Raw genomic sequence first — 23657 nt, forward strand, 5'->3', positions numbered from 1 at the left:
TGATGATGGATTTTATGATAATTTCAACACGTTCCAACAAACGCGGAATAATTGAAATCTATCCTAAATTTATAATCAAAAAAAGTTCTGATTTGATGATCCGCGGCGGTGATTTTTATGCTATCTGGATTGAGGAACGAGGATTATGGTCTACGGACGAACAAGATGCATTGCAACTTATCGACCGTGAATTGGATAGATATGCCGAAGAAAATAGAACGAAATTCAATTCGGACATAAAAGTTCTGCATATGTGGGACGCTGAATCTAAAATGATAGATTCGTGGCACAAATATTGCCAGAAGCAAATGAGAGACAATTTTCATGCGCTTGACGACAAACTTATATTTTCAAACATGGAAACAAATAAAAAAGACTACGCCAGCAAAAAGTTGAGTTATCCGCTTGAAGCTGGCGATTTGTCTGCTTATGATAAATTAATGTCTACTTTATATTCCGAAGAAGAACGAACGAAAATAGAGTGGGCTATAGGTTCTATCGTATCTGGAGAGTCAAAGAAAATACAGAAATTTATGGTTCTTTATGGCGCACCAGGATCTGGAAAGGGAACGGTTTTAAATCTTATACTTTCATTATTTGAGGGTTATTACTCAGTATTCGATGCAAAAGCATTGGGATCGAGTAGTAACGCTTTTGCATTGGAAGCATTTAAAGCCAACCCACTTGTCGCGATTCAGCATGATGGTGACTTGTCTAAAATTGAGGATAATACTAGACTGAACAGTTTAGTTTCTCACGAGCTTATGACTGTGAACGAGAAGTTTAAATCTGCATATTCCAGTAGATTTAATGCTTTCTTATTTATGGGAACTAACAAAGTAGTAAAAATAACAGATGCAAAATCGGGTCTTATAAGACGACTGATTGATGTATCACCCTCTGGGAATAAATTAAGTCCGAAAGAATACAAAGCAATTGTAAGTCAGATTGATTTTGAGTTGGGCGCGATTGCTTATCATTGTAAAAATGTATATTTAGCAAATCCTGGCAGATATGATGATTACATTCCAATCACCATGCTTGGTGCATCAAATGATTTCTACAACTTTATAATTGATTCTTATCACGTATTCAAGAAAGAAAACGGAACTACACTAAAAGCAGCATGGGAGATGTACAAAACTTATTGCGATGAGGCGAAGGTGAGTTATCCGTTTTCGCAGAGGGTGTTTAAAGAGGAACTTAAAAACTATTTCAGAGATTTTCAAGAAAGATTTAATTTGGACGATGGAACCAGAGTGAGGAGCTATTACGTGGGATTTCGAACTGAAAAATTCGAAGCGGAAATCGTATCGGATAATTCTTCGGAAGGGATAGCAACTAATGCTATAGAACTTCACGATAGTGCTGCCTCCATATTTGATGAGATGTGTGGGGATTGCCTGGCACAATATGCTTCGGACAATGAAACTCCTCAGAAAAAATGGGAAAAAGTAACTTCTAAATTATCAGAGATAGATCCAACAAAACTCCATTACGTAAAAGTTCCAGAAAATCATATCGTTATTGATTTTGATATTCCAGATGAGCAAGGGAATAAATCTTTAGAAAAGAATATGGCAGAAGCTAGTAAATGGCCTCCGACATATGCCGAACTCTCTAAATCTGGACAAGGTGTGCATCTTCATTATATTTACACTGGAGATCCAGCTGCATTGAGCAGAGTATATGACGACCATATCGAAATTAAGGTCTTTACTGGAAAAAGCTCATTGAGACGTAAGTTGTCCAAATGTAACAATCAACCTATCGCAAAGATTAGCTCTGGTTTACCACTGAAAGGAGATAACAAAATGGTAAATTTTGAAGCAATAAAAAGCGAGAAAGGGCTTAGAACACTGATAAAACGAAACCTCAATAAAGAGATTCATCCTGGAACTAAGCCGAGTATCGATTTTATATACAAAATATTGGAAGACGCATACAAAAGTGGTCTTCAGTACGATGTAACAGATATGCGGAATGCAATATTAGCATTCGGTGCAAATAGTACACACCAAGCAGAATATTGCGTGAAGCTTGTAAGTAAGATGCACTTTAAATCAGAAGAACCAGCCTGCGCTGTAAAAAATGAAAAGGCAAAGCTGGTCTTTTATGATATTGAAGTTTTTCCAAACCTGTTTCTTGTCAATTGGAAGATGGAAGGCGTCGGAAAACCTGTAATACGTATGATTAATCCTACACCACAGGAAATTGAGGAACTTATGCAATTTCGGCTGGTTGGATTTAACTGTCGCAGATACGATAATCATATCTTATATGCGCGACTTATGGGGTATACCAACGAACAGCTTTATAATCTTTCGCAAAGAATTATTAAAGGTGGTCCAAATTGCTTCTTTGGTGAGGCGTATAACGTATCGTATACGGACGTTTACGATTTTGCATCCGCTGGAAACAAGAAGAGCTTAAAGAAGCTTGAAATTGAGATGGGAAATCTTTCTGAAGAGAAGCTCAAAAAAAAAGGATTTTCAGATTTCGAAATTCAGATCATAAAAGCTGGAACTCATCATCAGGAACTTGGACTTCCATGGGACCAGCCGGTACCAGAGGAATTATGGATTAAGGTCGCTGAATATTGTGACAACGATGTTATAGCAACTGAGGCAGCATTTACATATCTGAAAGCCGATTGGACCGCAAGACAAATTCTGGCAGATTTAGCAGAAATGACTGTAAATGATACAACCAATAGTCTTACAACCAGAATCATATTTGGTAAAAATCGGAATCCTCAGAATGAATTTCATTATAGGGATTTATCAAAGCCTGTCGGTACGCTTGATCAGGAAAGTCTTGATTTCTTAAAAGAAGCTTGCCCTAAAATGATGGAAGATTTTCATTATGGTTGGAAAAATAACGGTAAGGAAAAAGTTCCATTTGAAGAATCCAGTATTCTACCATATTTCCCTGGGTATGAATTTGAGTGTGGAAAATCGACCTATAGAGGCGAAGAAGTCGGAGAGGGTGGATTTGCACAAGGTGTTCCTGGAATGTATGGAAATGTTGCGCTTTTGGATGTTTCATCAATGCACCCGCATAGTGTAATCGCAGAGGTGCTATTCGGACCTAAGTTCACAAGAGCGTTCCGGGAAATTGTTGAAGGACGAGTGAGCATCAAACATGAGGCATGGGATATTGTGAATACTATGCTGGATGGAAAACTTACTCCATATATTCAGAGGGTTATTGATGGCGATATGACATCGAAAGATTTAGCAAATGCGTTAAAGACAGCCATCAACTCGGTGTACGGACTCACATCCGCTTCATTTGCTAATCCATTTAAAGATCCAAGAAATATTGACAATATTGTAGCTAAACGTGGAGCTTTATTCATGATCGACTTGAAGAACGAAGTTCTCAATCGTGGGTTCCAGGTAGCACATATCAAGACCGATTCGATTAAGATTCCGGATGCAACACCGGAGATAATTCAGTTTGTCATGGATTTCGGAGAACGATATGGCTATACATTTGAGCACGAAGCTACATATGATCGGATGACTTTAGTCAACGATGCAGTTTATATTGCCAAGTATAAGGATGCAGAGGATTGTAAGGCATTATATGGATATATCCCAGGAGACAATAAAAAGAATGGTGGAAAGTGGACTGCTACAGGAACTCAGTTTCAGATTCCATATGTATTTAAAAAGCTGTTCAGCGGAGAAGAAATCGCATTTGAAGATATGTGCGAGACCAAATCGGTGAGCAGCTCTTTATATTTGGATTTAAATGAAACTTTACCAGATGTATCAAAAGAAGAAAAAGAATTTGCCAAAGCAGAAAGTGACTATAAAAAAGGTCTTATTTCCGACATCACATTTGAATCTACCTGCCAGGAATTGAATCCGAAAATCGCGAAGGGACATAATTACAGATTCGTTGGAAAAGTTGGTCAGTTCTGTCCGATGAAAGAAGGATATGGTGCTGGATTACTTATGCGTGAAAAAGACGGTAAGTATTACGCGGCAACCGGTTCCAAAGGATATCGGTGGATGGAATCGGAAATGGTTAAAGAGCTTGGAAAAGAGGACGGAATCGACCATTCTTATTATGACAAGCTTGTTGATGAAGCTGTGAAGACTATTTCTCAGTATGGCGATTTTGAATGGTTTGTGTCCGACGATCCATATATTGAAGAGCTTGGAGCAAACGATGCAGACTGTATGCCTTGTGGTGATGGAAAGTACAAGAGTTGCTACGATTGCCCCGATTTCAAGAACGATTATCCGTTAAACATGTCCTGCGATAAAGGCTTTAATATCGGAGATGTTTTGATGGGGCTTTGCATGAATAAACCAGAAAATTAATAAGGAGATATTTTAACAATGAGAGACAATTTAGTAATTATCGAGGAAACAAAATTTATTTACAAAACAAATTTCTCTGGTGATCCAGATAGAGACACTTATGGAAATACTCAGAGAAAAGGGAATCTGATTATTCCGGATATTGAGCAGGCAAGAAGACTTATCGATGAAGGCTTCAATGTTAAACTGACAAAGCCGAAACCAGGAGAGGAAGAAGGATTTATTCCAAGATATTATGTAGCCATCAAAGTGAACTACGAGAGCGAATGGCCGCCTAAAATTTTCTTAATGACAGGCGAGAACGATCGTCATGGAGTCCTTCTGGATGCTGAATCTGTCAGCAACATTGATTACATGTGGATTGATAACGTGAATGTCGTCCTGAATAAATATGAAGGAAAGAACGGAAAATCTCTTTGGGTTAAGAGCATGGAAGTATTCCAGAAAATGGATGATGATCCGATTAGTCTGAGACATGCCAACGTAAATCGCGATCAGTCTGATGAGGAAGATGATATTCCATTTAACTAAGCATTTCGTAAATTTTGAAAGGAGATCAAGATGAACGAATTTGAACTTGGACAGGTAGTGTGTACCCGTGGTATTGCAGAAGCGATGAAAAAAGACCGAAATTTATATTTATTCATTTTGGATGCCTTGTATGGGAAGTATTGCAAATGTGACTGGGGCGATACCTGTGAAGAAGATGTTAGAAGTAACAACGAAGCTGTAAAAAATGGCGAGAGAATTTTAGCTGCTTATATGTATGGTGATACGAAAATTTGGATAATCACTGAATGGGATAGAAGTGCAACAACGATTCTTTTTCCAGAAGAATATTGATGGAGGGCTCATGAAAAAAAGATATTCCATAAGTTCATTCCAATGCTGTCAATCAATAGAAAATTTTTATGCAAACGTTGCCAAAATAATCGGAATTACTGTAACCGACAATACGGTTTATGATTGCAGAAAGATAAGAGTAACCGTACCGGTGCAGAACTGTATTTTCGCATATTATAAAGAAAACGGATTTTCTAATGCTGCAATTTCATGTAACTGGCTTATGAGAGGTCCGAAAGCAGATCTGACTGGCGACGATTTAGCATTTGAAGTTGAAGATGGATTCACAAGCGAAAGTGGAGACTTATGTGCGCATTAGAATTACGTGAGTATCAACTAAAAGCTGTTGAGCAAATGAAAAACGGATGTATTCTTTGTGGTGGAGTTGGTAGCGGGAAATCTAGAACATCTTTGGCGTATTATTACGTCCGTAATGGTGGCTGCCTGGAAACGGATGAGTATATGCCTATGGATGATCCGCCGAAAGACTTATACATAATTACAACTGCTCGAAAGAGAGATACTTTAGAATGGGAGGGTGAGCTTGCGCCCTTCCTTCTTTCTACTCACGAAGATGTTAATTTATATTGTAATAAAGTAATTGTTGATTCTTGGAACAATATAAAAAAATATTCCGATGTTAGAAACGCATTCTTTATATTTGACGAGCAGAGAGTTATAGGTTCTGGAACATGGGTTAAAGCGTTCTTGAAGATTGCGAAATCAAACGAGTGGATTCTTTTATCAGCAACACCTGGTGATACTTGGCAGGATTATATTCCGGTATTTATAGCAAATGGATTTTATAAAAACCGGAGCGAATTTATAAGGGAGCATGTTATATACAGCCGCTTTAGTAAATTTCCAAAGATTGACAGGTATATAGATACTGGAAGATTGATCCGTTTACGAAACTCCATTCTCGTGAATATGGATTTCAAACGCCAGACCGTTTCGCATCATGAAGATATCTATGTCAAATACGATGTTTCAGAATACAAAATGGCTGGGAAAAACAGATGGAATCCCTTCAAGCAAGAACCAATCATTAATGCGGCTGAATTATGTTATGTTTGGCGAAAGATAGTTAATACCGATACATCCAGGCAAATCGCATTATTGGAAATCATTGAGAAACATCCAAAAGCAATTATATTTTACAATTTTGATTATGAATTGGAGTTGTTAAAACGGATTTTATCTGAATATGAGATTGCAGAATGGAACGGACATAAGCATCAGCCTATACCAACAGGCTCGGCGTGGGTATATTTGGTACAGTACAATGCCGGAGCAGAAGGATGGAATTGTATTACAACTGACACAATAGTATTCTTTTCTCAGAATTATTCTTACAAAATAATGTCACAGTCAGCTGGACGGATTGACAGAATGAATACTCCATTTACGGATTTATATTATTATCATTTGAAATCGAGATCTGGTATAGACCTAGCTATTAGTAAGGCTCTGAAAGAGAAGAAAACATTCAATGAAACGAGATGGTTTAATAAAAGTCGGGGGCATTCGGTGTAAAGGATGGTGGATTGACGTGCAAATACTGAAAACATTAAAAACATTGACTATGTTTTTATGGATGTTATCTATTAAATTAAAAATGTTATCAGAAGAAGAGTTTAATGCTTTGATAACGTGCTGTACTTATGAAGAGACTGTATACGCATTTTTACTTCGATATTGTGTATGAATGAGGTGTCACATGGAAAATATTTACAGAGAAGTAAATTTTGAAAAATATTGTCCTACTTGCGAGCATAAGAAAAAGGATGAAAAATTTGATCCTTGTAACGATTGTTTAGCAGAGGGCATGAACACAAATTCAGAAATACCAATCTATTGGAAGGGGGAGGAATGATAATGGTAGAAAGTGTTATTGTCAGCGTGAATTTTCCGGATGATGGTGGTGAAGACACTGGGATATTATTAGTAGGAAAACCAAAACCAGGTCACGCTTCAGAAATCATCAATGCATTTGAGGGAAAGGCAGCACGAGAACTTTATAAGAAATTGACGAAAAGAAAGGTGGTGCCAGAGGCATGAGTTTTCAATACGATCAGTATCTGGCACAGCACCGATCAAATGTAAAAAGAGGATATGAATGGCTATGTGAGAATTTACCAGATGTAATAAAAGACGCTGTGAATGCTGGATGGCAGACTGGATTTGCTCACGATCAGTCTAAGGATGAGCCGGATGAGTACAACGCTTACGACGCATATTTTTATGGTAATAATCGTTCTTTTAAAGTTGTACAGGATTACCAGCGAGCTTGGCTCTTACATATTCATCGTAATCCGCATCATTGGCAACATTGGGTATTAATCAATGACGATCCAAAAGAAGGAGAAATCGTGTTGGAGATGCCATACGATTATATTATTGAAATGATCTGCGACTGGTGGGCGTTCAGCTGGGCACAGGAAAATCTGGATGAGATATTCAACTGGTATGAAGAACATTCAAAGTATATGAAGCTTGCTCCCGACACAAGGAAAACTGTAGAAGATATTCTCAGTAAGATCAAGGCTAAGCTGGACGAGGATAGCAATGCGGAAATTCAGCATAGTGGAGTCAAAGGTATGAAATGGGGTGTTAGAAATGGTCCACCATATCCGATAGAAGAAAATAAAAAGGTTGCAAAAGTTCGCAGACATGATAATCTTGTAGAAGAAGCAATTCATTCTGGGGAAGTATCCAAGACAGTCAATAAAGATAAACAAAAGCGTCATACCAAATCAGACCATTTACCAGGAAGAAGCTATCTTGATGGCGATGTAGAATATGCTCAGAAGCTGGTTGATAAGTATGGAGGTAAAGGCGAATCAAGATTAGATCGCAACGGACACTGGAATCATCGAGAACGTATTACTGCCGATCATGATATTGGTACGTACGTTGATGAAAGCGGAAACGAAGTTGTATCTAACACAGCTATGATCGTATATTCTAAAACGGGAACGCACGTTTATCCAGCAAGAAGAAAGGAGAAAAATAATGCTTAGTCAGAGTCTTGAAGGAAAAAGAGTTAAAATAATTTGCACAGATGGAGAAGAATTTGAAGGAATTGTTTCGGATTATATATTTCCAGACGACAACGAACCAGAGGGAATCGCAGCAATCGACATTGAAGATTGTCCACAGAGACCTGGATTGTGTATCGGCTTCAATGAAGATGAAATCGAGTCAATTGAGGTATTGGGGTAGACCATGAACCATTTTACCGTTTTCGTTCATATACGGATGATATAAATCTTTATCCATGCTAATCCCTCCTTCCATATATTTTTGTGGAATACAGTATATAGCGTAACAAAGAAAAAGTCAATAAATTTATAAACTGACCCATGAGTCTTAACTGGCTTGTGGGTTTTTATTTAATTGGAGGAAAATTGAAATGAAAAAATCAAGTTGGAAGTTAATTCTTATTATTGTTGCAGGAATTCTTGCGGTTGTCATGTTAGGCGTATTCGGAGTGCAGAGCTCGCAGAATAAAGCTTTTTCACTGGAGGAGCAGGTGAATACAGCTGATTCAGACATAAAAGTTCAGGAAAAAAGACGTGTGGATCTGGTTTATAACCTTGTAGATTGTGTAAAGCAGTACGATAAACACGAAGCTGATACACTTACTGCTATCGTAGAAGGACGAGGTTCAACCGGAGATATCGAAAATGTTACCACTGCGATTGCAGCTGTAAGCGAGGCTTATCCGGAATTAAAATCTAATGAAAATTATAAGGAATTGATGAATGAACTTTCTATTACAGAAAATCTAATTGCGGAATATCGCAGTAACTACAACAAACAGATAAAGGTATACAGACGTTATGTAAGAAAATTCCCTACACGAATCTTTTTAGATATTCTCGGCTATGAGGTTCAGGAGTATACATATTTGAATTACGATGCTCCAGTTGATGCTCCACAGAATTTGTTCGGGGAATAAGCTTATGAAGAAATGGAACAGATTTGATTTCGGAGACTTTGAAATCACAAAAAGAGAGATCTTAGTAAGTATATCTATCATTGCAGTTCTGTTACTCATTGGCTTTATAATTTCCGGCAAAATCTCAGACCATTTGATGGATAAAAACGAAAAGTATAACAAAGCGGTAAAGATTAAAGAACAAGATCTGTTTGAATATGGTATGCGGACTGATATTGGAAACGCATTTATCTATGGTGATTTGGAAGCTGTTGACACTGTTACTTATCCGGAGATTGGTGGAAAGTATATGTATGTGAGAAAGGTTGAAGAGCATTACACGAGACATACTCGTAAGGTAGCTCACACAAGGACTGTGAATGGAAAATCCCACACATATTATACGGCGGAAGTTTATTGGTCATGGGATTATGTCAGGAGTGAGGATAAGACTTGCAAAGAGGTATCTTACTTGAAACATATATTCTCAAGTAAGAAGATTCAATTACCGGACGACGATTATATTGACACATTAAAGGAATCTTCCCATGTACGTTTCAAATACTATGGAGTTGGTTTGAAGTACACTGGGACGATATTTACAGAATTAAAAAATAAAACAATAAAAAATAATTCACCATTCTATGAGAATATGACGATTGATGAGACCGTAGATCACTTAGAATCCGATTTTGCGTTATGGTTATTCTGGATTTTCTGGATAATTTTAATCGGAGCATGTGTCTACGGTTTTTATTATCTCGACAATGAATGGCTTGAATAAAAAGAAAGGAGATTACGAAAATGAGCAAAATTAAGAGAGAAAAATCAAAAATGGAGTTATGGGCTGAAAATGAGGTAAAGATTGCTTGCCATCGTAAAGGGGACGAATTCGATTATGGTTGTGCCAGCTATGAAAGCGCACTGAAAGCATTTAAAACCCTTTGCAAAGATGGACATTCTGGAGCGAGTATTATGTTTACTAAAGCTATTCTCAATCGAATGATTACTGGTAAGCCTCTTACACCAATCGAAGATACTGAAGATGTGTGGAATGAAGTACACGGCAGAAAGGATGCTTCTAAACATTACCAGTGCAAGAGAATGAGCTCTCTGTTCAAGGATGTTAAACCAGACGGAACTGTTAAGTATACAGACGTGGATCGTTTTCATGGAGTCAATATTGCCAATCCGCATTATAGCTATCACAGCGGCTTAATTGATACTGCGATGAGCGAACTCTTCCCTATTAAGATGCCTTATATGCCTTTGATCGACGCATATCGTGTGTATACAGAAGATTTCCTGGTAGATCCGAAGAATGGCGACTTCGATACGGTTGGTATTTTATATGTAGTAACCCCTAAGGGTGAAAAAGTTGAAACCAACCGATATTTCAAAGATGCACCGGTAGGATTTGCTGAGATTGATCGAGACGAGTACCTAAAAAGAAAAGAGGCAGCTAAAGCCCGACTTGAGAAAGCAGGTGAGAACAATGCTTAATTTTGTTATCGGGTTTATCATTGGCGTTCTTCTTGGAATCTTTACGCTTCTCTTTGTGCAGGGAGGGACAAGATGAAACGATACAACTTTATTAAAGGAATGAATAGTAACTTGGAACTTTCTGATAAAGAACGTCGGCGCATATTGAGACGGAGTGTTGAGAAAGATCCATGGAAACTGAAGTGTACCATTGCTATGGAAGAATTTGCGGAATTGCAACAGCAGGTAAGCAAAGAAATTCGTGGTTATCATGATCAATATGGACTCTTGGAAGAGATGGCAGATGCTTATATTTGTCTGAATTTCCTTGAGTCCATTTTTAATATCAGCCCGGAAGAAATTCAGAAGGCTATTGATGTGAAATTATATAGAGAAAAGGGGAATCTCAAATGAGTAAAAATATTGAAATTGCAGGAACAATATCTTTCGGTGGAAAGCTTCTTAACGTGTATGGAGATCTTGATGCTCCGTTATTTAAGGCTAAGGACATCAGTCATGTTATCGAATACAGTTCTGGTAACGAATGGAAAATGCTTGAGATGTGCGAAGACGACGAAAAGCTGAAACTACCAATGGTAGTAGCAGGTCAGCGGAGATCCGTCAATTTTGTAACTGAGAATGGGCTGTACAATATTCTTTCCCAGAGTCGTATGGAAATCGCGAGAGCTTGGAGACGAATCGTTCACGATGAACTCATTAACATGAGAAAATCCAAAGGACGAAATATCGCAGAGCAATTTGAAGAATGGGATCATGCTCTGGATAATATCTACTTTGATGAAGAAACTGGAAAACTCATGCAGTCAGTAACTGTGCAGGGCGGAGACGTTGAGCAGATTCCTTATGAGGAGGATTCAGATGGAGATTGATAACGTTAAGGATTGCATAGAGGTCAAAATTCATGCTGGATTAGTTATTGAAAATAAGACTTTTGAATTGTGCATGGGCTTAATTGCTGCATATGCCAGAAACGAAGGTCTGAAGGGATTGGATATTCGTTTTAGCGATTTTGGTGGAGGATATTTTGTGAAGCCAATATTTAAAGAAGAAACAAAAGAATGATATTTAATAATGCGGTTTAGGTCACAGTGACGACTTCCAGGTACGAAAAACTACCTAAGCGGAATGAATGTAACACGAGAGTTAGCACCCCGGACGACGCGGCATAGTCCACCGCCCGCATTATTTGAAAGGAGAAAAATGGTATGAATCTTAGACAGAAATGTAAAAAGCTGAAGCAAGAAAACGAACGATTAAAAACGAGAACCGTTCATGTTGTATATAAAGAAGTGGGGTGTAAATTGACAACTATAGTGGTTCGAAGGGAAATTCCTATTTTTATGAGACATGAGATTCCGGAGAAAGACCTAATGGAATATATTGCCCGGGAATTTGCAGGTAATTTATTGCCGTATATCAAATTCGAACATATTGATAATCCTAATTGTGGTACCACCATAATTGAAGGTCGTATGAAAGTGGCGGAAATGGGTCAAATATTATGAGAAAAACAAAACATAATGCGTTAGATGAAAATGCGGTTTATGGTGCACCTATTTGGAAATCTGAGGGAGTAAATAGATCCAGGTTAATAGACGGTTGTAATGAAAAAATGGCGGTGCAGCCTTCTTTTAATTGTGGACTTACTCCTGTATCTAAAAATGTTTTTATGAGTCTGACTATTCATAGAGGAAGGAGAAGCCTATGGTCGAGTTTGTAGGAAACTGGGGAGAAAGACCAGAGAGTGCAGTAGCGAGATGGAGAAATGATGTAACGGCTGCTAAAGAGCTTTGTTATCCCAAAGAAGTTGTTCGGAATATTGAGGACGAATCTGATCCGTACAAACGGCAGCGGATGCTTTGTGATGCAAGACACAAATATTTATAATGTATGTTCTTTTGAAAGGAGATTATGATGTACGGCTTTAAGATTTTTATATTTTTATGGGTTCTTGTTGGCGCGATATTTTGCTTGTATGCTCTTTCTACTGACAAAATAAAAGTGCTTGTAAATGACAGACCTCTTTTGGAAACAGCCATAGCTATGATGTGTGCCATGATAGCTAGTCCATACTGGCTGATCGTAGGAATTATTAAAGTACTATTTGGGAAGAGGTAAGGTTGCAAAAATGATTGGTGAAACTACTTACAAAATCACGGTATCTCGTGCTGATTCAGATGTTATTAAGAATCTGGTCGATATTTTGGAGAATTGTCCGATGGGATTGAATAACGACGATTACGTGGAAATAATGAAAACCATAGCTTATCACAACTATGAAACCGATATAGAAGGCGTAGAAATCGAGTATGAGGAGGATTCAATCATATGATATTTGTAATAAACAACTTAAAGTATGATACGGATAAGATGGAGCTTATCTCTGATGAATGTGAATATTGGTATAAAGGAGAACTATTAGGTACACCAATGCGCTATCGTGGAAGAGATGTGCGACTGTGGAGAAGCAGCAAAGGTAATTGGCTCTTAACGTATAAATCTGATTATACTACCTATGGAAAAGCATTATGCGAAAAAGAGGTTGAGAACATTCTGATTCGATACGATTTAGAAATGTATGAACAAATATTTGGAGAGGTGGAAGAAGCATGAGTAATATTGGAATCGCTGCCAACTTATTTCAACCAAGCGGAAAGTGTTTAAAATGTCGTCATTGGAATCCAGCCACAAAAGATTTCATGGGAAATGGAACGGACGGACATTGTAGACTTGCTTACTGCAAAAATTCCCGACCAGAAAGGAGAAACAAAAAGAAATGATTAAATTAGAAAATGCGGTTCTGGGGGTGTTTATCGAATGATTCAGTTATCTGGGAGGTTTCTAAAATATAATATTATTGATAAAAATGGTGTTCAATTTCCAAAATCAGCAACTATTAAAATCCCAAGCAAAGTCTTTGTGCTCTTCAATTTTGATAAGTCACATCCCATTGGTATTGCGGAAGTTATTAAAGATGAAGAAGGTCTTTTGGCAGGAATTGATGATGTCTTAGGGGTACTTAAGGACGATAAGGTTGGATGCGGTGGATATTATCGTGCGGTTAAAAGTCATATGGAATACGGTATAAAAGTTATTGACTCCGCTGAATTGGTGTCTATATCTATCACGTTAGCACCATCTAGTGCGGAATATTATGTTTCCAGAAAGGAGAAGAAAAATGATTAAATTAGAAAATGTGGTTCTGGCGAGTCCAGAGCAGATGGAGTTTATTATCGAGGGAATGAGAAATCCTATGAATTCATGGGAGAAGAGTGATAGTTGGATAGGTTGTAAAAATGGAGATAAATGCGAAGAATGTTATAATCTTCCATACGATCCATGCGGTATGGAATGGGAAAATTTATACATTGGCGAAAATGATCACTCGCTCATGCAGCGCTTATCCAACGCCGGTACGGAGCATCGTAAATATATGAGAATGATGCCCGTGTATGTGAGAATTACAGCGCCGTTGTATTGGTAGTTCTTTCTGCCAATGAAACACTTTACCTGTTTATCAGCAGGGGTCACGCGAAAAATATGTATTGTATTATGAGAGAAAGACCAGGCGTGTTCGGTGACGAATTGCGTAAGACCTAGTGGGATAGACGGTAAGTAGGACCTTACCCTTTCTCTTTTTATATTTCAGCGTGGCTAACGGGGAACCACCCATTGGAATCCCGTGGGAAACATTTCAAAAATATATTTCGCGAAAAATACGCATTGTATTATGAAAGAAAAAGGTGCAGATTGTGGATGCCGTGAGGGTCCAACGCCTATATACAAAATAGTGCTACGATTCAGTAATGAATTGGGAATGATAAAGGCTTTGTTTGCGAATCTGTGACTGAGCGAAAGGACGGCTTACGCGCTCGATATTTTCTTTTTTTCGCGAAAAATACAGCTACTTTAATGAAAGGAGAGTGATTATTATGTCCATAGAAAAGATAGTACTTAAGATGGCGACTCATTACCATGCAAACTTGATTGATATTCATAACGCTTTACACGCTTTAGGTTTAAAAAGCGATGAGCAAGCAGAAGAATTCAATAAGAAGCATATGATGAAGATCGTTGATATGTATACGAGAAGAGGATATGATATTACTAAATAAGATTAAAGCCTTAGTTGAAATATACTAGGGCTTTCTCTTTTGTATTTTTGAAATGAACCTGTAGAGGCTATCCCCTATGCCTTCTGGGCGGGGGAGTAGGGCTACTATTGATACGTAGCTGGGTTTTAGGAAACGAAGCCCATGAAAACCGAAATGGTGTCCTCACTAAAATAGTGAGTAAAAGATAGTCCATTAATGGGAAAGAATTTGATACATATAAGGTTGGTACTGTTGCGAACTCCTGTAGTACGATGCATAAGATTGCTGAGAAAGAGTTTACTTTGGAGGATTTCTCTACAGAGCATCTTATTTCTGATGAATCTATTCCAACCCGCATATATTCTGCTAAGGATATGATGGAAACCACGATCAAAAACCTAAATATGTTTCGTGAGTTATATTTAAAAACCAGAGACAAAACATATTGGTGGCAGATGATCCAGCTTCTTCCGAGTAGCTATAACCAGACTCGCAATGTTATGTTGAATTATGAGGTGCTGGCTAATATTTACAGACAGCGAAAAAATCACAAGTTGGATGAATGGCGAGAGGTTTGTAAGTGGATCGAGAGCCTTCCGTATAGTGAGTTGATTACCGTAGACTCTCGTGAGGCGATAAAAGAAGAAGTCTGGAAGGAAATCATAAAAGTCCGTGAAATTCCAGATCCTTGGGAAGTACATGGCACTGCTGAATACGCTAAAATGTGTCCAGATCAGTTAATAACAATAGCAGAGATGGAGGCTGACGCAAGACGAGCGATACCAGCTGATAAGATTAAGACTGGAAGTAAGGAGGACTGATATATGAAATATATTATTGCAAAAATAATTGAATTTGCAGCGATTTGTGCGGTTGCTATAATTTTAATTAAAATGGGATATGGTGGTGAGACCTGGCAGTATTGGGTAATTTTAGTACTAATGACTGTGTATGGTGGTGCGTTCGCATGCGAGAAAGACAAAGAGGAATTGGAATGACGGTAACGGTGTTTATAGTATTAATTATGACAATCTTCTGGATGCTGCTGCAATTTATTTTACCAGGTTTGAACGATACATTGTGCATTATATTCTATTATCTAACCATGTGCTTACTCGGCATGTGGTGTTTTTATTATATTGGAGTCGTTATGGCGGAAATGAGGTAGAAAATGGATGAGATTTTATGTATTTTAATAATCTTCGTTATTTACATATTGGCGAAGATATTTTAATAGAAAGGAACTATTATGAACGATTTAAAGTGGTGTTTAAAAATTATCTCGATCATGATTGGCGTCGTCTTATATGTTTCTATATGGTGGGCAATGCCATCGGGAGTCAATTATTATAAAAAACATCCAGATAATAACGGATGGAATTTCGTATATCTTATGTACAAGTTTTGGATTATTGGGCATATTATTGCCACATTGCTGGCATTCATATGGGCGTGGAATTAAGTGAATTTGGTTCGTCAGAAAAGGAGAAAAATAATATATGGAAATGAAAAGGGTAAAAGTCGCAACACACGAAGAGTTGGAGATATTGCAGAAAAGTGTTGACGGAATATTAAGTTTTGTATTGGACGTTCGAAATATTTTCGGCTATGACTGTTTTGTTGAAGAAACGGAGGAGGAAATCAAAATCGTTCGTAAATTATATGATTTACTTGTCTTCAGCATGGAACCCGACGATCTGAATGAACAATTAAAAGAGTTAGAATCCGAAGATCCGAAAACATGCACATTTATTTACCGATTCATCAAAACAAAATTGAATAAATAATTTAGCTGTGAGAGGAGAAAAATAACATGTGGAGAGAAGAGTTAATTTTGAATAAGATATTTGCAATCATTATGATTCTTATTGGAGCGTTGTTAGTCCCGGTCGAGTGGGATGCAACGTTCTTTTTATTTACTTTAATTGTCGGCGGATATCTGTTCTTTGCTAAACGAAACTGGATCGTTTTGTGAGGTAACGGTTATGGGAAGAGCCGAACGAAGAAGAGAACAGAAGTCAGAACAAAAATCCAAAACAGTTACATACAATCTCACAAAAGAGCAATTAGATGCAATGGTTCGTGAGAAAATCGGGAATGAACTTGTACGTGTCAAGAAAGAAGCTACCGATGAAGCTGTAAATACAGCGCTTACTCTGTTGCTGACCTTACCCTTAGAGGTTCTCATGGACCATTTTTGGAAAAAATCATACCCGCAAAAGATTCCTAAGTTTGCCGATCTTTTGATTGAGTATTATGAGAAATGGCAGGACGGCGAACTGGATTTGGATGAGTTAAAAGAAGACCTCTGGAAATATGGGGGAGTAAAATTCAGGGAGGGACAGATCAATGGTAAATGACGATATGAGAAAGAACAGTGAAGGGTATTCTGATCCAACTGTTTACAATGCTTTGAAGAATATTGAGAAGGATGGGGATGAAAGATTTCATAAACTTCTCGATGCGATCTTCACTATTTGTGAGCTTTCCGGGTTCCATATCGAAGAAAGAATCATTGTGAAAGACAAGAAAACTGGTAGAATTTGGAGGTAAAAAGTGACGAATATTTCTAATCTAGGATAGAATTTCGTCTAATCTAGGTTAAAAATCCTGGTAGTAACAGGTCATTTTTCTGCCCACTTTTGGGTTTTAGGATTTGACCAAAGCCCACTTATTTTTGACCAGAGCGAAAAATTTGAAGAAAAATGGAGCAGAAAATCGGAATTTTGGTCAAATTTCTGGCCATTTGCCCGGTTTCTGCCCACTTTTAAACCCCCACTTTGACCACGAAAAACCCAGTATTTATGCGGGTTTGCGGGCTTTTTGCCCACTTTCCCACTTTTTTCTTTAAACTATTATGATAAAAAAATTAATATAATATATAAATATGACCAATAAAAGTGGGTATTTGACCAAAACCGAAAAAGGAGTGATTTTTATGAGTGCAAAAAGAAAAGTGAGCTGGCGAGATATATTTGACAATTTCAAAGTTATATATCCAACCTTGTCGAAAAATGCAAGAGATTTTAGACCACATGATTATATGAGCATTATCGTTTATTTCAGAGATGGAAGCCAGATGATCTATGATGATGTTAGAAAACGAGGAAAACTTATTGTTGCCTAAATTACTCTTTCTTTTCTTTTTGATTCGTGATATACTAAATAAGCCACACAATCGTATATCGCATAAAACGTTCAAGGGAATAGCTTCGGTAAAAAGTGTATTCTCTCTTTTACTTATACCCTTGAACGGTACGAGATTGTGTGGCAACAATGGGAGAAGCATTTTTTCGGTGCGTCTCTCTATGGGGCGCACTTTTTTAATGCTCTTAATTTACCATTGGATGGAGGAAGAGTATGAGCGAATCGGAGAATAATTCAATAATGCAACTGATGGAATTGGAGAATGATTTTAAGTTGGAGGCAGTCAACACGTCATATGATCTCGCCAATGGATACATTAAGATTGGTTTGACTAATGATCAAAAGTGCCAAATGAGCAATGTCATTCAGCATTTACCAGAAATGTTTGCTACTAGTTCAATGGCTAATGCGTATATTGCAAAATTTCCAGATGGTATTAATCATACACTTGCGTCATTAAAGCAAGGCGGATTCATGAGTTTCTGGAAAAAAGAAAATGGTCAATTTGGTGGAACTGCATCTTTGTATTCTTTAAAAAGTGAAGCGTTGCTTCTTAGTGCATTTTCAGCAATGGCATTTGCATCTGGACAGTACTTTATCACACAGGTTAATTCTGAACTACAGAAGATAAATCAGAACATTGATAAAATTCTGGAATTCTTATATGGGGATAAGAAGGCTGAGCTGCTGTCGGAAGTGAGTTTTGTTAAGTATGCTTATGAAAACTTTTCATCCATTATGGCACATGACGAACAACGAGTAGCTACAATAGCAAGTCTTCAAGAGGCAAAAAAAGTTGCCATTAAAGATGCTGAATTTTACATGAACGATTTGGATTTAACCGTGAATGGAAAAGATGGTATAGAGAAGTTAGTTGGCAATGCATTCCAGATAAAAGAGAGCTTAGAATTATCAATTCAGTTATATGGAATGAGCACTATTTTGGAAACATATTTTTCTCAAAATTATGATACTGAATTTATCAAGTATATTGATCGGGAAATGACAGCGTATATCGATAAGTGTGAAAAAAGAATGCTTAGCGGTTTTAGCATTTTGAAAAAACATATAGCTGATTATAAAGGTCGATGGCTTGAAAAGATTGATAAATCGCAATACGAAAAAGATGTTTGTGAATTGATCGATTCGTTGAATAACGGTGAGGAATCTGCAATGAGAAAAACGCTTCGTAAAACATTGCGTGCCGTTTCCGAGGTAAAAGAATTCTATATTTCCCAAAGTGGAGATGTGTATTTGAAAAAAAATTAAATTATATTTGTAGACAGAGATGCTTAATGTGTCACTGTCTATTTTTTTGTCTTCTTTTGGTACGCGAAAAAAACATTCCCTTTTATGAAGAGAAGAGGTAAAATAAGTATTTTTATAAAACTTCTTCTCTTTTTATGTTGTAAAAATTAGAAAGGAGTTAGCTCATGCTAGAGAATAAGTTCCAGGCGAATCTGATAAAGGAACTGAAAAAAAGATTTCCTAGTTGCATTGTTATGAAAAACGATCCCACATATATTCAAGGGATTCCAGATTTACTTGTTCTTCACAAAGACAAATGGGCGGCTCTGGAATGCAAGAAATCAGCGGGCGCAAAGAGACAACCAAATCAAGAATACTATGTGGATTGCATGAATCAAATGTCATTTTCAAGATTTGTGTATCCCGAGAATAAAGAGGAGGTACTTGATGAACTTCAACAAACATTCCAATCTTGAAGGACAGCACGCCTTTCTTGGTGCCAGTAAATATCATTGGATAAATTATAGTGAGGATAAAGTTGCTGAGGCTTATTCAAAGTTTCTTGCAACACAGAAAGGAACCGTGTTACATGCTTTTGCAGCCCAGTGTATATCATTGGGACAGAAGCTACCGAAGTCTCAGAAAACATTAAACATGTATGTGAATGACGCTATCGGTTTCAAAATGACACCAGAGCAGGTGTTATATTATTCTGATAATTGCTTTGGAACAGCTGATGCAATCTTATTTAGAAATGGATTACTAAGAATTCATGATCTGAAAACCGGACAGATTCCAGCGCACATGGAGCAGCTTGAAATATATGCTGCTCTTTTTTGTTTGGAATATAAAGTAAAACCAGGTGATATTGAGATGGAATTAAGACTATATCAGAATAACGAGATTCTGTATCATAATCCAACAGCTGAAGACATCGTTCCAATTATGGATAAGATTATTACTTTTGATAAGGTAATTAAGAGATTGAAAGATCAGGAGGGATAAACCGTGAACTCGATTCTGGAAGATATTTTAATGCATTACGGAATGCCAAGACGTTCCGGACGTTATCCTTGGGGATCTGGTGATGACCCATATCAGCACAGTGGTGATTTTCTTAGCAGAGTGCAGGAACTGAAGAAGACTGGAACGAGTGAGACTGATATTGCTAAAAATATGGGTTTGACAACTACCCAGCTTCGTACTCAGATAAGCCTCGCAAAAGATGAACGCCGTTCTCTTCAGGTTGCAACGGCGAAAGGACTTCGTGAAAAAGGCTATAGTCTTAACGAAATTGCGGATAAGATGGGTTTTTCCAATGACTCATCTGTTCGATCACTTTTAAATGAGAATTCTGAAAGGAGAATGAACCAGGCTAAAGCGACAGCTGATATTATCCGAAAAGAAATTAAAGAAAAAGGAATGATAGATGTCGGCACTGGTGTAGAAAGAGAATTGGGGGTTTCCAAAGAGAAACTTAACCAGGCTCTTTATATTCTGGAATTAGAGGGTTATCCGGTTTATGGCGGAGGCGTCCCGCAAGCTACTAATCCCGGAAAACAGACAAATATCAAAGTCATTTGTCCACCAGGAACAGAGCATAAGGATATTTATAATTTCGAGAATGTCCATTCCTTGCGAAATTATATTTCTTACGACAATGGTGATTCTTTTAGAAAAGCGTTTGAATATCCGGAAAGCTTGAGTTCCAAGAGATTAAAGATTCGATATGCTGAAGATGGCGGTGTCGATAAGGATGGGGTCATTGAGCTTCGAAGAGGAGTAAAAGATATTTCTCTTGGCGATTCTCATTATGCCCAGGTTCGAATCATGGTTGACGGAACCCATTATCTTAAAGGCATGGCAGTATATTCTGATAATATGCCAGATGGTGTTGATGTCATATTCAATACCAATAAGCACTCTGGGACACCGACAAAAGATGTATTGAAAAAAATCAAAGATGATCCGAATAATCCATTTGGTTCGCTTATCAAAGAACATGGCGGTCAGAGCTACTACGACGATCCAAATGGAAAATATACAGATCCTCTTACTGGAAAGAAACAATCATTGTCTGTAATTAATAAGCGAGCCGAAGAAGGTGATTGGGGTGAATGGAGTAAATCACTTTCATCACAGTTCTTGTCTAAACAGAGTCTTAGTTTAATTACAAAACAGCTTGGGTTAGCAAAAGCGGATAAGCAGTCGGAGTTCGATGAGATTTGTTCTCTTACCAATCCGACAGTAAAGAAAACATTGCTTAAATCCTTTGCCGATGATTGTGATGCAGCAGCCGTTCATTTAAAGGCAGCATCGCTTCCGAGACAGAGTTACCAGGTAATATTGCCACTACCATCATTAAAAGATAATGAGGTTTATGCTCCAAACTATAAGGATGGCGAAACAGTGGCATTAATTCGCTATCCTCATGGCGGAACTTCAGAAATTCCGATTCTGAAAGTAAACAACAAATCACTAGAAGGAAAGAGCGTTCTTGGTAATACTCCAATGGATGCGATTGGTATTAATAAAACAAATGCTGATCGATTATCTGGGGCTGACTTTGATGGTGATACGGTTATGGTAATTCCATGTAATTCAACTTCCAGCAAAGTTAGAATTACTTCAACACCACAGTTAAAAGGACTGATCGGATTTGATACTAAAGAAGCGTATGGTCCAGATTCAAGCTCTCCTGTAAAAGTTGAAACCGTTGGTTCAAGAGAGATAGAGTACTATTCAAGAAATGGAAAGACCTATAAGAAAATGGGCAATAAACAAATCGAAATGGGGAAAGTCTCTAACTTGATTACGGATATGACTTTAAAAGGAGCTACCGAAGAAGAACTTACCAGAGCAATCCGTCACAGCATGGTCGTTATTGATGCAGAGAAACATGCTTTGGATTACAAGCAGAGCGAGATCGATAATGGTATTGCCTCGTTAAAGAAAAAGTATCAAGGTAGCATTGATAAAGATGGCAATTATCATGAGGGTGCTTCAACGTTGATTTCCAGAGCTAAATCTGAAACTCAGGTTTACAAGAGAAAAGGTTCTCCAATAATCAATGAAGATGGTTCCTTATCATACAAAACCGTAAAAGAAGAGTATGTCGATAAAAATGGTAAACTCAAATTCAGAATGCAAAACAGTACCAAGATGGCAGAAGCTAAAGATGCTCGTGAGTTATCTTCCGGTACTCCGCAAGAGGAAGCCTATGCTGATTATGCTAATACCATGAAATCATTGGCGAACCAGGCTCGAAGAGAGATGATTAATACTGGTAAGATTGCCTATTCCGCCGCTGCTAAGAATACCTACCATGGGGAAGTTAAATCATTGTCTGCAAAACTTAACATTGCATTATCGAATGCACCGAGGGAGAGACAGGCACAGGTGATGGCGAATGCGACTGTGGCAGCAAAGAAGAAAGAAAATCCAGACATGACAAAGGCCGAGATAAAAAAAGCAAACCAGCAGGCATTATCTTCAGCAAGAACCTCTGTGGGGGCGCATCGCACTCCTGTCGAGATTACAGATCGAGAATGGGAGGCTATCCAGGCGGGAGCTATTAGTGAGAATAAACTTATTCAAATTCTAAATAATACAAATATTGATACTATTCGTCAGAGAGCAACTCCGCGAGCTACAAATTCTTTGAGCACAGCAAAACAGCATAGAATTTCAGCAATGCGTGCTTCTGGCTATACAACTTCAGAGATTGCAGATGCTCTTGGCGTATCAACTTCTACAGTTTCAAAGTATTTAAATGGAAAGGGATGAGAGTGTTAAATGACAGCAGATTGTGCATTAACCACGATTGATAATCCTTTTGATCCTTTTAAACAATTTGATGAATGGTTCATGTTTGACGAGGAAAAAGGATATCATTCAACTTCTTATTTAGGACGAATTGCTCGAACATCTGATCAGCTTTCTGATGAAGAAAATAGAATTGAAGTTGAGAGAGCAATTGATGAAATCATCAAGTATGATTTTAGAGGAATCTATAAGAAGGTAAAGAACTTAAATTAAAAAGAGAAAACCGTCCGTGCTTATAGGCAGAACAGAAAAAAATAAATATTCAGTTACAACATAACACAAATCAACAATGATTATCGTTTTGTAGTAATTGAAGTGCAACAAATTCACATAATCATCCACGTGAAAGTAATCAAATCTATAAAAGACAAGTCATTAGGACTGGACCGATGATAATTAGGGATAGAGGGGGCTTGCTAAAAATGCACCCCCTCCCCGCATCGCCCCGGTCTTTATTTTTTCCCCGGGGGATATTTTTTGAAAAACAAATCGGACTGGTGCTTAAACAGGCTTATGAGTTTATTGATATTGGCTGCCTTTTTATCTCCTTTCGGCAGATGGAATGCTTATCAGAATTCTCATAAGTCTGTTTAAACACCAGGAAAAGTGTGTGTAAACTACTAATCAATTTACAGAAAGGAGCTTCCTGTATAATAAAAAACGTAGATGTTGAAAATTGAAAATACCTCAGAGTACAATAAGACTACTGACTGGCAG

33 protein-coding genes are annotated in these 23657 nt (G+C 37.7%); all 33 read left to right on the forward strand.

From position 1 onward, the window contains the following. Positions 1-2 precede the first annotated feature (2 nt). Complete coding sequence (locus tag AB5Z12_RS06275; RefSeq protein ID WP_195982838.1) at positions 3-4337, forward strand: DUF5906 domain-containing protein; 4335 nt, start codon at positions 3-5, stop codon at positions 4335-4337. 18 nt (positions 4338-4355) lie between these two features. Beyond that, positions 4356-4868, forward strand: coding sequence for a hypothetical protein (locus tag AB5Z12_RS06280; RefSeq protein ID WP_195982774.1), 513 nt, complete (start codon positions 4356-4358; stop codon positions 4866-4868). A 30-nt stretch (positions 4869-4898) separates the two neighbouring features. After that, a complete protein-coding gene (locus tag AB5Z12_RS06285) occupies positions 4899-5180 on the forward strand; it encodes a hypothetical protein (protein WP_195982775.1) in 282 nt (93 codons plus the stop codon). A gap of 10 nt (positions 5181-5190) precedes the next feature. Continuing rightward, on the forward strand, positions 5191-5499 hold the full coding sequence (locus AB5Z12_RS06290; RefSeq protein WP_195982776.1) for an L-tyrosine decarboxylase: 309 nt from the start codon (positions 5191-5193) through the stop codon (positions 5497-5499). Next, positions 5487-6716 (forward strand): DEAD/DEAH box helicase family protein, encoded by a 1230-nt coding sequence (locus AB5Z12_RS06295; protein WP_195982777.1) that lies wholly within the window; start codon positions 5487-5489, stop codon positions 6714-6716. The genes AB5Z12_RS06290 and AB5Z12_RS06295 overlap by 13 nt, the downstream gene beginning before the upstream one ends. A 184-nt stretch (positions 6717-6900) precedes the next feature. Continuing rightward, complete coding sequence (locus AB5Z12_RS06300; protein ID WP_195982778.1) at positions 6901-7056, forward strand: hypothetical protein; 156 nt, start codon at positions 6901-6903, stop codon at positions 7054-7056. A 2-nt stretch (positions 7057-7058) separates the two neighbouring features. Beyond that, complete coding sequence (locus tag AB5Z12_RS06305; RefSeq protein ID WP_226818657.1) at positions 7059-7241, forward strand: hypothetical protein; 183 nt, start codon at positions 7059-7061, stop codon at positions 7239-7241. Next, positions 7238-8203: a DUF5662 family protein gene (locus tag AB5Z12_RS06310; RefSeq protein WP_368356831.1), complete on the forward strand. Its 966-nt coding sequence runs from the start codon at positions 7238-7240 to the stop codon at positions 8201-8203. Before AB5Z12_RS06305 ends, AB5Z12_RS06310 begins: the two co-directional genes overlap by 4 nt. Then, positions 8196-8405, forward strand: coding sequence for a hypothetical protein (locus AB5Z12_RS06315; RefSeq protein WP_195982781.1), 210 nt, complete (start codon positions 8196-8198; stop codon positions 8403-8405). The genes AB5Z12_RS06310 and AB5Z12_RS06315 overlap by 8 nt, the downstream gene beginning before the upstream one ends. Positions 8406-8595: 190 nt before the next feature. After that, entirely contained in the window at positions 8596-9144 is a 549-nt protein-coding gene (locus tag AB5Z12_RS06320; RefSeq protein WP_195982782.1) for a LemA family protein, read from the forward strand. Between the two features lie 4 nt (positions 9145-9148). Beyond that, positions 9149-9907: a hypothetical protein gene (locus AB5Z12_RS06325; RefSeq protein WP_195982783.1), complete on the forward strand. Its 759-nt coding sequence runs from the start codon at positions 9149-9151 to the stop codon at positions 9905-9907. A gap of 20 nt (positions 9908-9927) precedes the next feature. Next, on the forward strand, positions 9928-10626 hold the full coding sequence (locus tag AB5Z12_RS06330) for a hypothetical protein (protein ID WP_243284819.1): 699 nt from the start codon (positions 9928-9930) through the stop codon (positions 10624-10626). 72 nt (positions 10627-10698) lie between these two features. Continuing rightward, complete coding sequence (locus AB5Z12_RS06335; protein WP_195982784.1) at positions 10699-11019, forward strand: hypothetical protein; 321 nt, start codon at positions 10699-10701, stop codon at positions 11017-11019. Beyond that, positions 11016-11495, forward strand: a complete 480-nt coding sequence (locus tag AB5Z12_RS06340; protein ID WP_195982785.1) for a BRO family protein — start codon at positions 11016-11018, stop codon at positions 11493-11495. Before AB5Z12_RS06335 ends, AB5Z12_RS06340 begins: the two co-directional genes overlap by 4 nt. Continuing rightward, entirely contained in the window at positions 11485-11688 is a 204-nt protein-coding gene (locus AB5Z12_RS06345; RefSeq protein ID WP_195982786.1) for a hypothetical protein, read from the forward strand. The genes AB5Z12_RS06340 and AB5Z12_RS06345 overlap by 11 nt, the downstream gene beginning before the upstream one ends. 143 nt (positions 11689-11831) lie before the next feature. After that, positions 11832-12131 (forward strand): hypothetical protein, encoded by a 300-nt coding sequence (locus AB5Z12_RS06350; protein WP_195982787.1) that lies wholly within the window; start codon positions 11832-11834, stop codon positions 12129-12131. A 199-nt stretch (positions 12132-12330) separates the two neighbouring features. After that, positions 12331-12513 (forward strand): hypothetical protein, encoded by a 183-nt coding sequence (locus AB5Z12_RS06355; RefSeq protein WP_195982788.1) that lies wholly within the window; start codon positions 12331-12333, stop codon positions 12511-12513. A 217-nt stretch (positions 12514-12730) separates the two neighbouring features. Then, complete coding sequence (locus AB5Z12_RS06360) at positions 12731-12958, forward strand: hypothetical protein (RefSeq protein WP_195982789.1); 228 nt, start codon at positions 12731-12733, stop codon at positions 12956-12958. Further along, on the forward strand, positions 12955-13239 hold the full coding sequence (locus AB5Z12_RS06365; RefSeq protein ID WP_195982790.1) for a hypothetical protein: 285 nt from the start codon (positions 12955-12957) through the stop codon (positions 13237-13239). Before AB5Z12_RS06360 ends, AB5Z12_RS06365 begins: the two co-directional genes overlap by 4 nt. Positions 13240-13443: 204 nt before the next feature. Beyond that, a complete protein-coding gene (locus AB5Z12_RS06370; protein ID WP_227198784.1) occupies positions 13444-13812 on the forward strand; it encodes a hypothetical protein in 369 nt (122 codons plus the stop codon). Continuing rightward, entirely contained in the window at positions 13805-14110 is a 306-nt protein-coding gene (locus tag AB5Z12_RS06375) for a hypothetical protein (protein WP_226818680.1), read from the forward strand. Before AB5Z12_RS06370 ends, AB5Z12_RS06375 begins: the two co-directional genes overlap by 8 nt. A gap of 448 nt (positions 14111-14558) precedes the next feature. After that, complete coding sequence (locus AB5Z12_RS06380; RefSeq protein ID WP_226818682.1) at positions 14559-14741, forward strand: hypothetical protein; 183 nt, start codon at positions 14559-14561, stop codon at positions 14739-14741. Between the two features lie 251 nt (positions 14742-14992). Beyond that, a complete protein-coding gene (locus AB5Z12_RS06385) occupies positions 14993-15541 on the forward strand; it encodes a hypothetical protein (RefSeq protein WP_320055003.1) in 549 nt (182 codons plus the stop codon). A 3-nt stretch (positions 15542-15544) separates the two neighbouring features. Further along, on the forward strand, positions 15545-15718 hold the full coding sequence (locus AB5Z12_RS06390; protein WP_226818684.1) for a hypothetical protein: 174 nt from the start codon (positions 15545-15547) through the stop codon (positions 15716-15718). 501 nt (positions 15719-16219) lie between these two features. Further along, positions 16220-16507 (forward strand): hypothetical protein, encoded by a 288-nt coding sequence (locus tag AB5Z12_RS06395; RefSeq protein ID WP_195982791.1) that lies wholly within the window; start codon positions 16220-16222, stop codon positions 16505-16507. Positions 16508-16705: 198 nt separating this feature from the next. After that, positions 16706-17080 carry a hypothetical protein gene (locus AB5Z12_RS06400; protein WP_195982792.1) on the forward strand — a complete coding sequence of 125 codons (375 nt, stop codon included), beginning with the start codon at positions 16706-16708 and terminating at the stop codon, positions 17078-17080. Further along, on the forward strand, positions 17070-17273 hold the full coding sequence (locus AB5Z12_RS06405) for a hypothetical protein (protein WP_195982793.1): 204 nt from the start codon (positions 17070-17072) through the stop codon (positions 17271-17273). The genes AB5Z12_RS06400 and AB5Z12_RS06405 overlap by 11 nt, the downstream gene beginning before the upstream one ends. A 385-nt stretch (positions 17274-17658) precedes the next feature. After that, positions 17659-17847 carry a hypothetical protein gene (locus AB5Z12_RS06410; RefSeq protein WP_195982794.1) on the forward strand — a complete coding sequence of 63 codons (189 nt, stop codon included), beginning with the start codon at positions 17659-17661 and terminating at the stop codon, positions 17845-17847. A 233-nt stretch (positions 17848-18080) separates the two neighbouring features. Further along, a complete protein-coding gene (locus AB5Z12_RS06415; RefSeq protein WP_195982795.1) occupies positions 18081-19136 on the forward strand; it encodes a hypothetical protein in 1056 nt (351 codons plus the stop codon). Between the two features lie 164 nt (positions 19137-19300). Further along, the gene (locus tag AB5Z12_RS06420) at positions 19301-19591 is read left to right on the forward strand and encodes a hypothetical protein (protein WP_195982796.1); all 291 of its coding nucleotides are present in this window, start codon (positions 19301-19303) and stop codon (positions 19589-19591) included. Beyond that, positions 19563-20120 carry a DUF2800 domain-containing protein gene (locus AB5Z12_RS06425; protein WP_195982797.1) on the forward strand — a complete coding sequence of 186 codons (558 nt, stop codon included), beginning with the start codon at positions 19563-19565 and terminating at the stop codon, positions 20118-20120. Before AB5Z12_RS06420 ends, AB5Z12_RS06425 begins: the two co-directional genes overlap by 29 nt. Positions 20121-20123: 3 nt before the next feature. Further along, positions 20124-22901, forward strand: coding sequence for a helix-turn-helix domain-containing protein (locus tag AB5Z12_RS06430; RefSeq protein WP_347160817.1), 2778 nt, complete (start codon positions 20124-20126; stop codon positions 22899-22901). Positions 22902-22910: 9 nt separating this feature from the next. Then, a complete protein-coding gene (locus AB5Z12_RS06435) occupies positions 22911-23153 on the forward strand; it encodes a hypothetical protein (protein ID WP_195982799.1) in 243 nt (80 codons plus the stop codon). Positions 23154-23657: the final 504 nt, after the last annotated feature.

It is taken from the genome of Ruminococcus sp. RTP21358st1_G6_RTP21358_211008 (assembly GCF_040908885.1).
GTDB lineage: Bacteria > Bacillota > Clostridia > Lachnospirales > Lachnospiraceae > Blautia_A > Blautia_A faecis.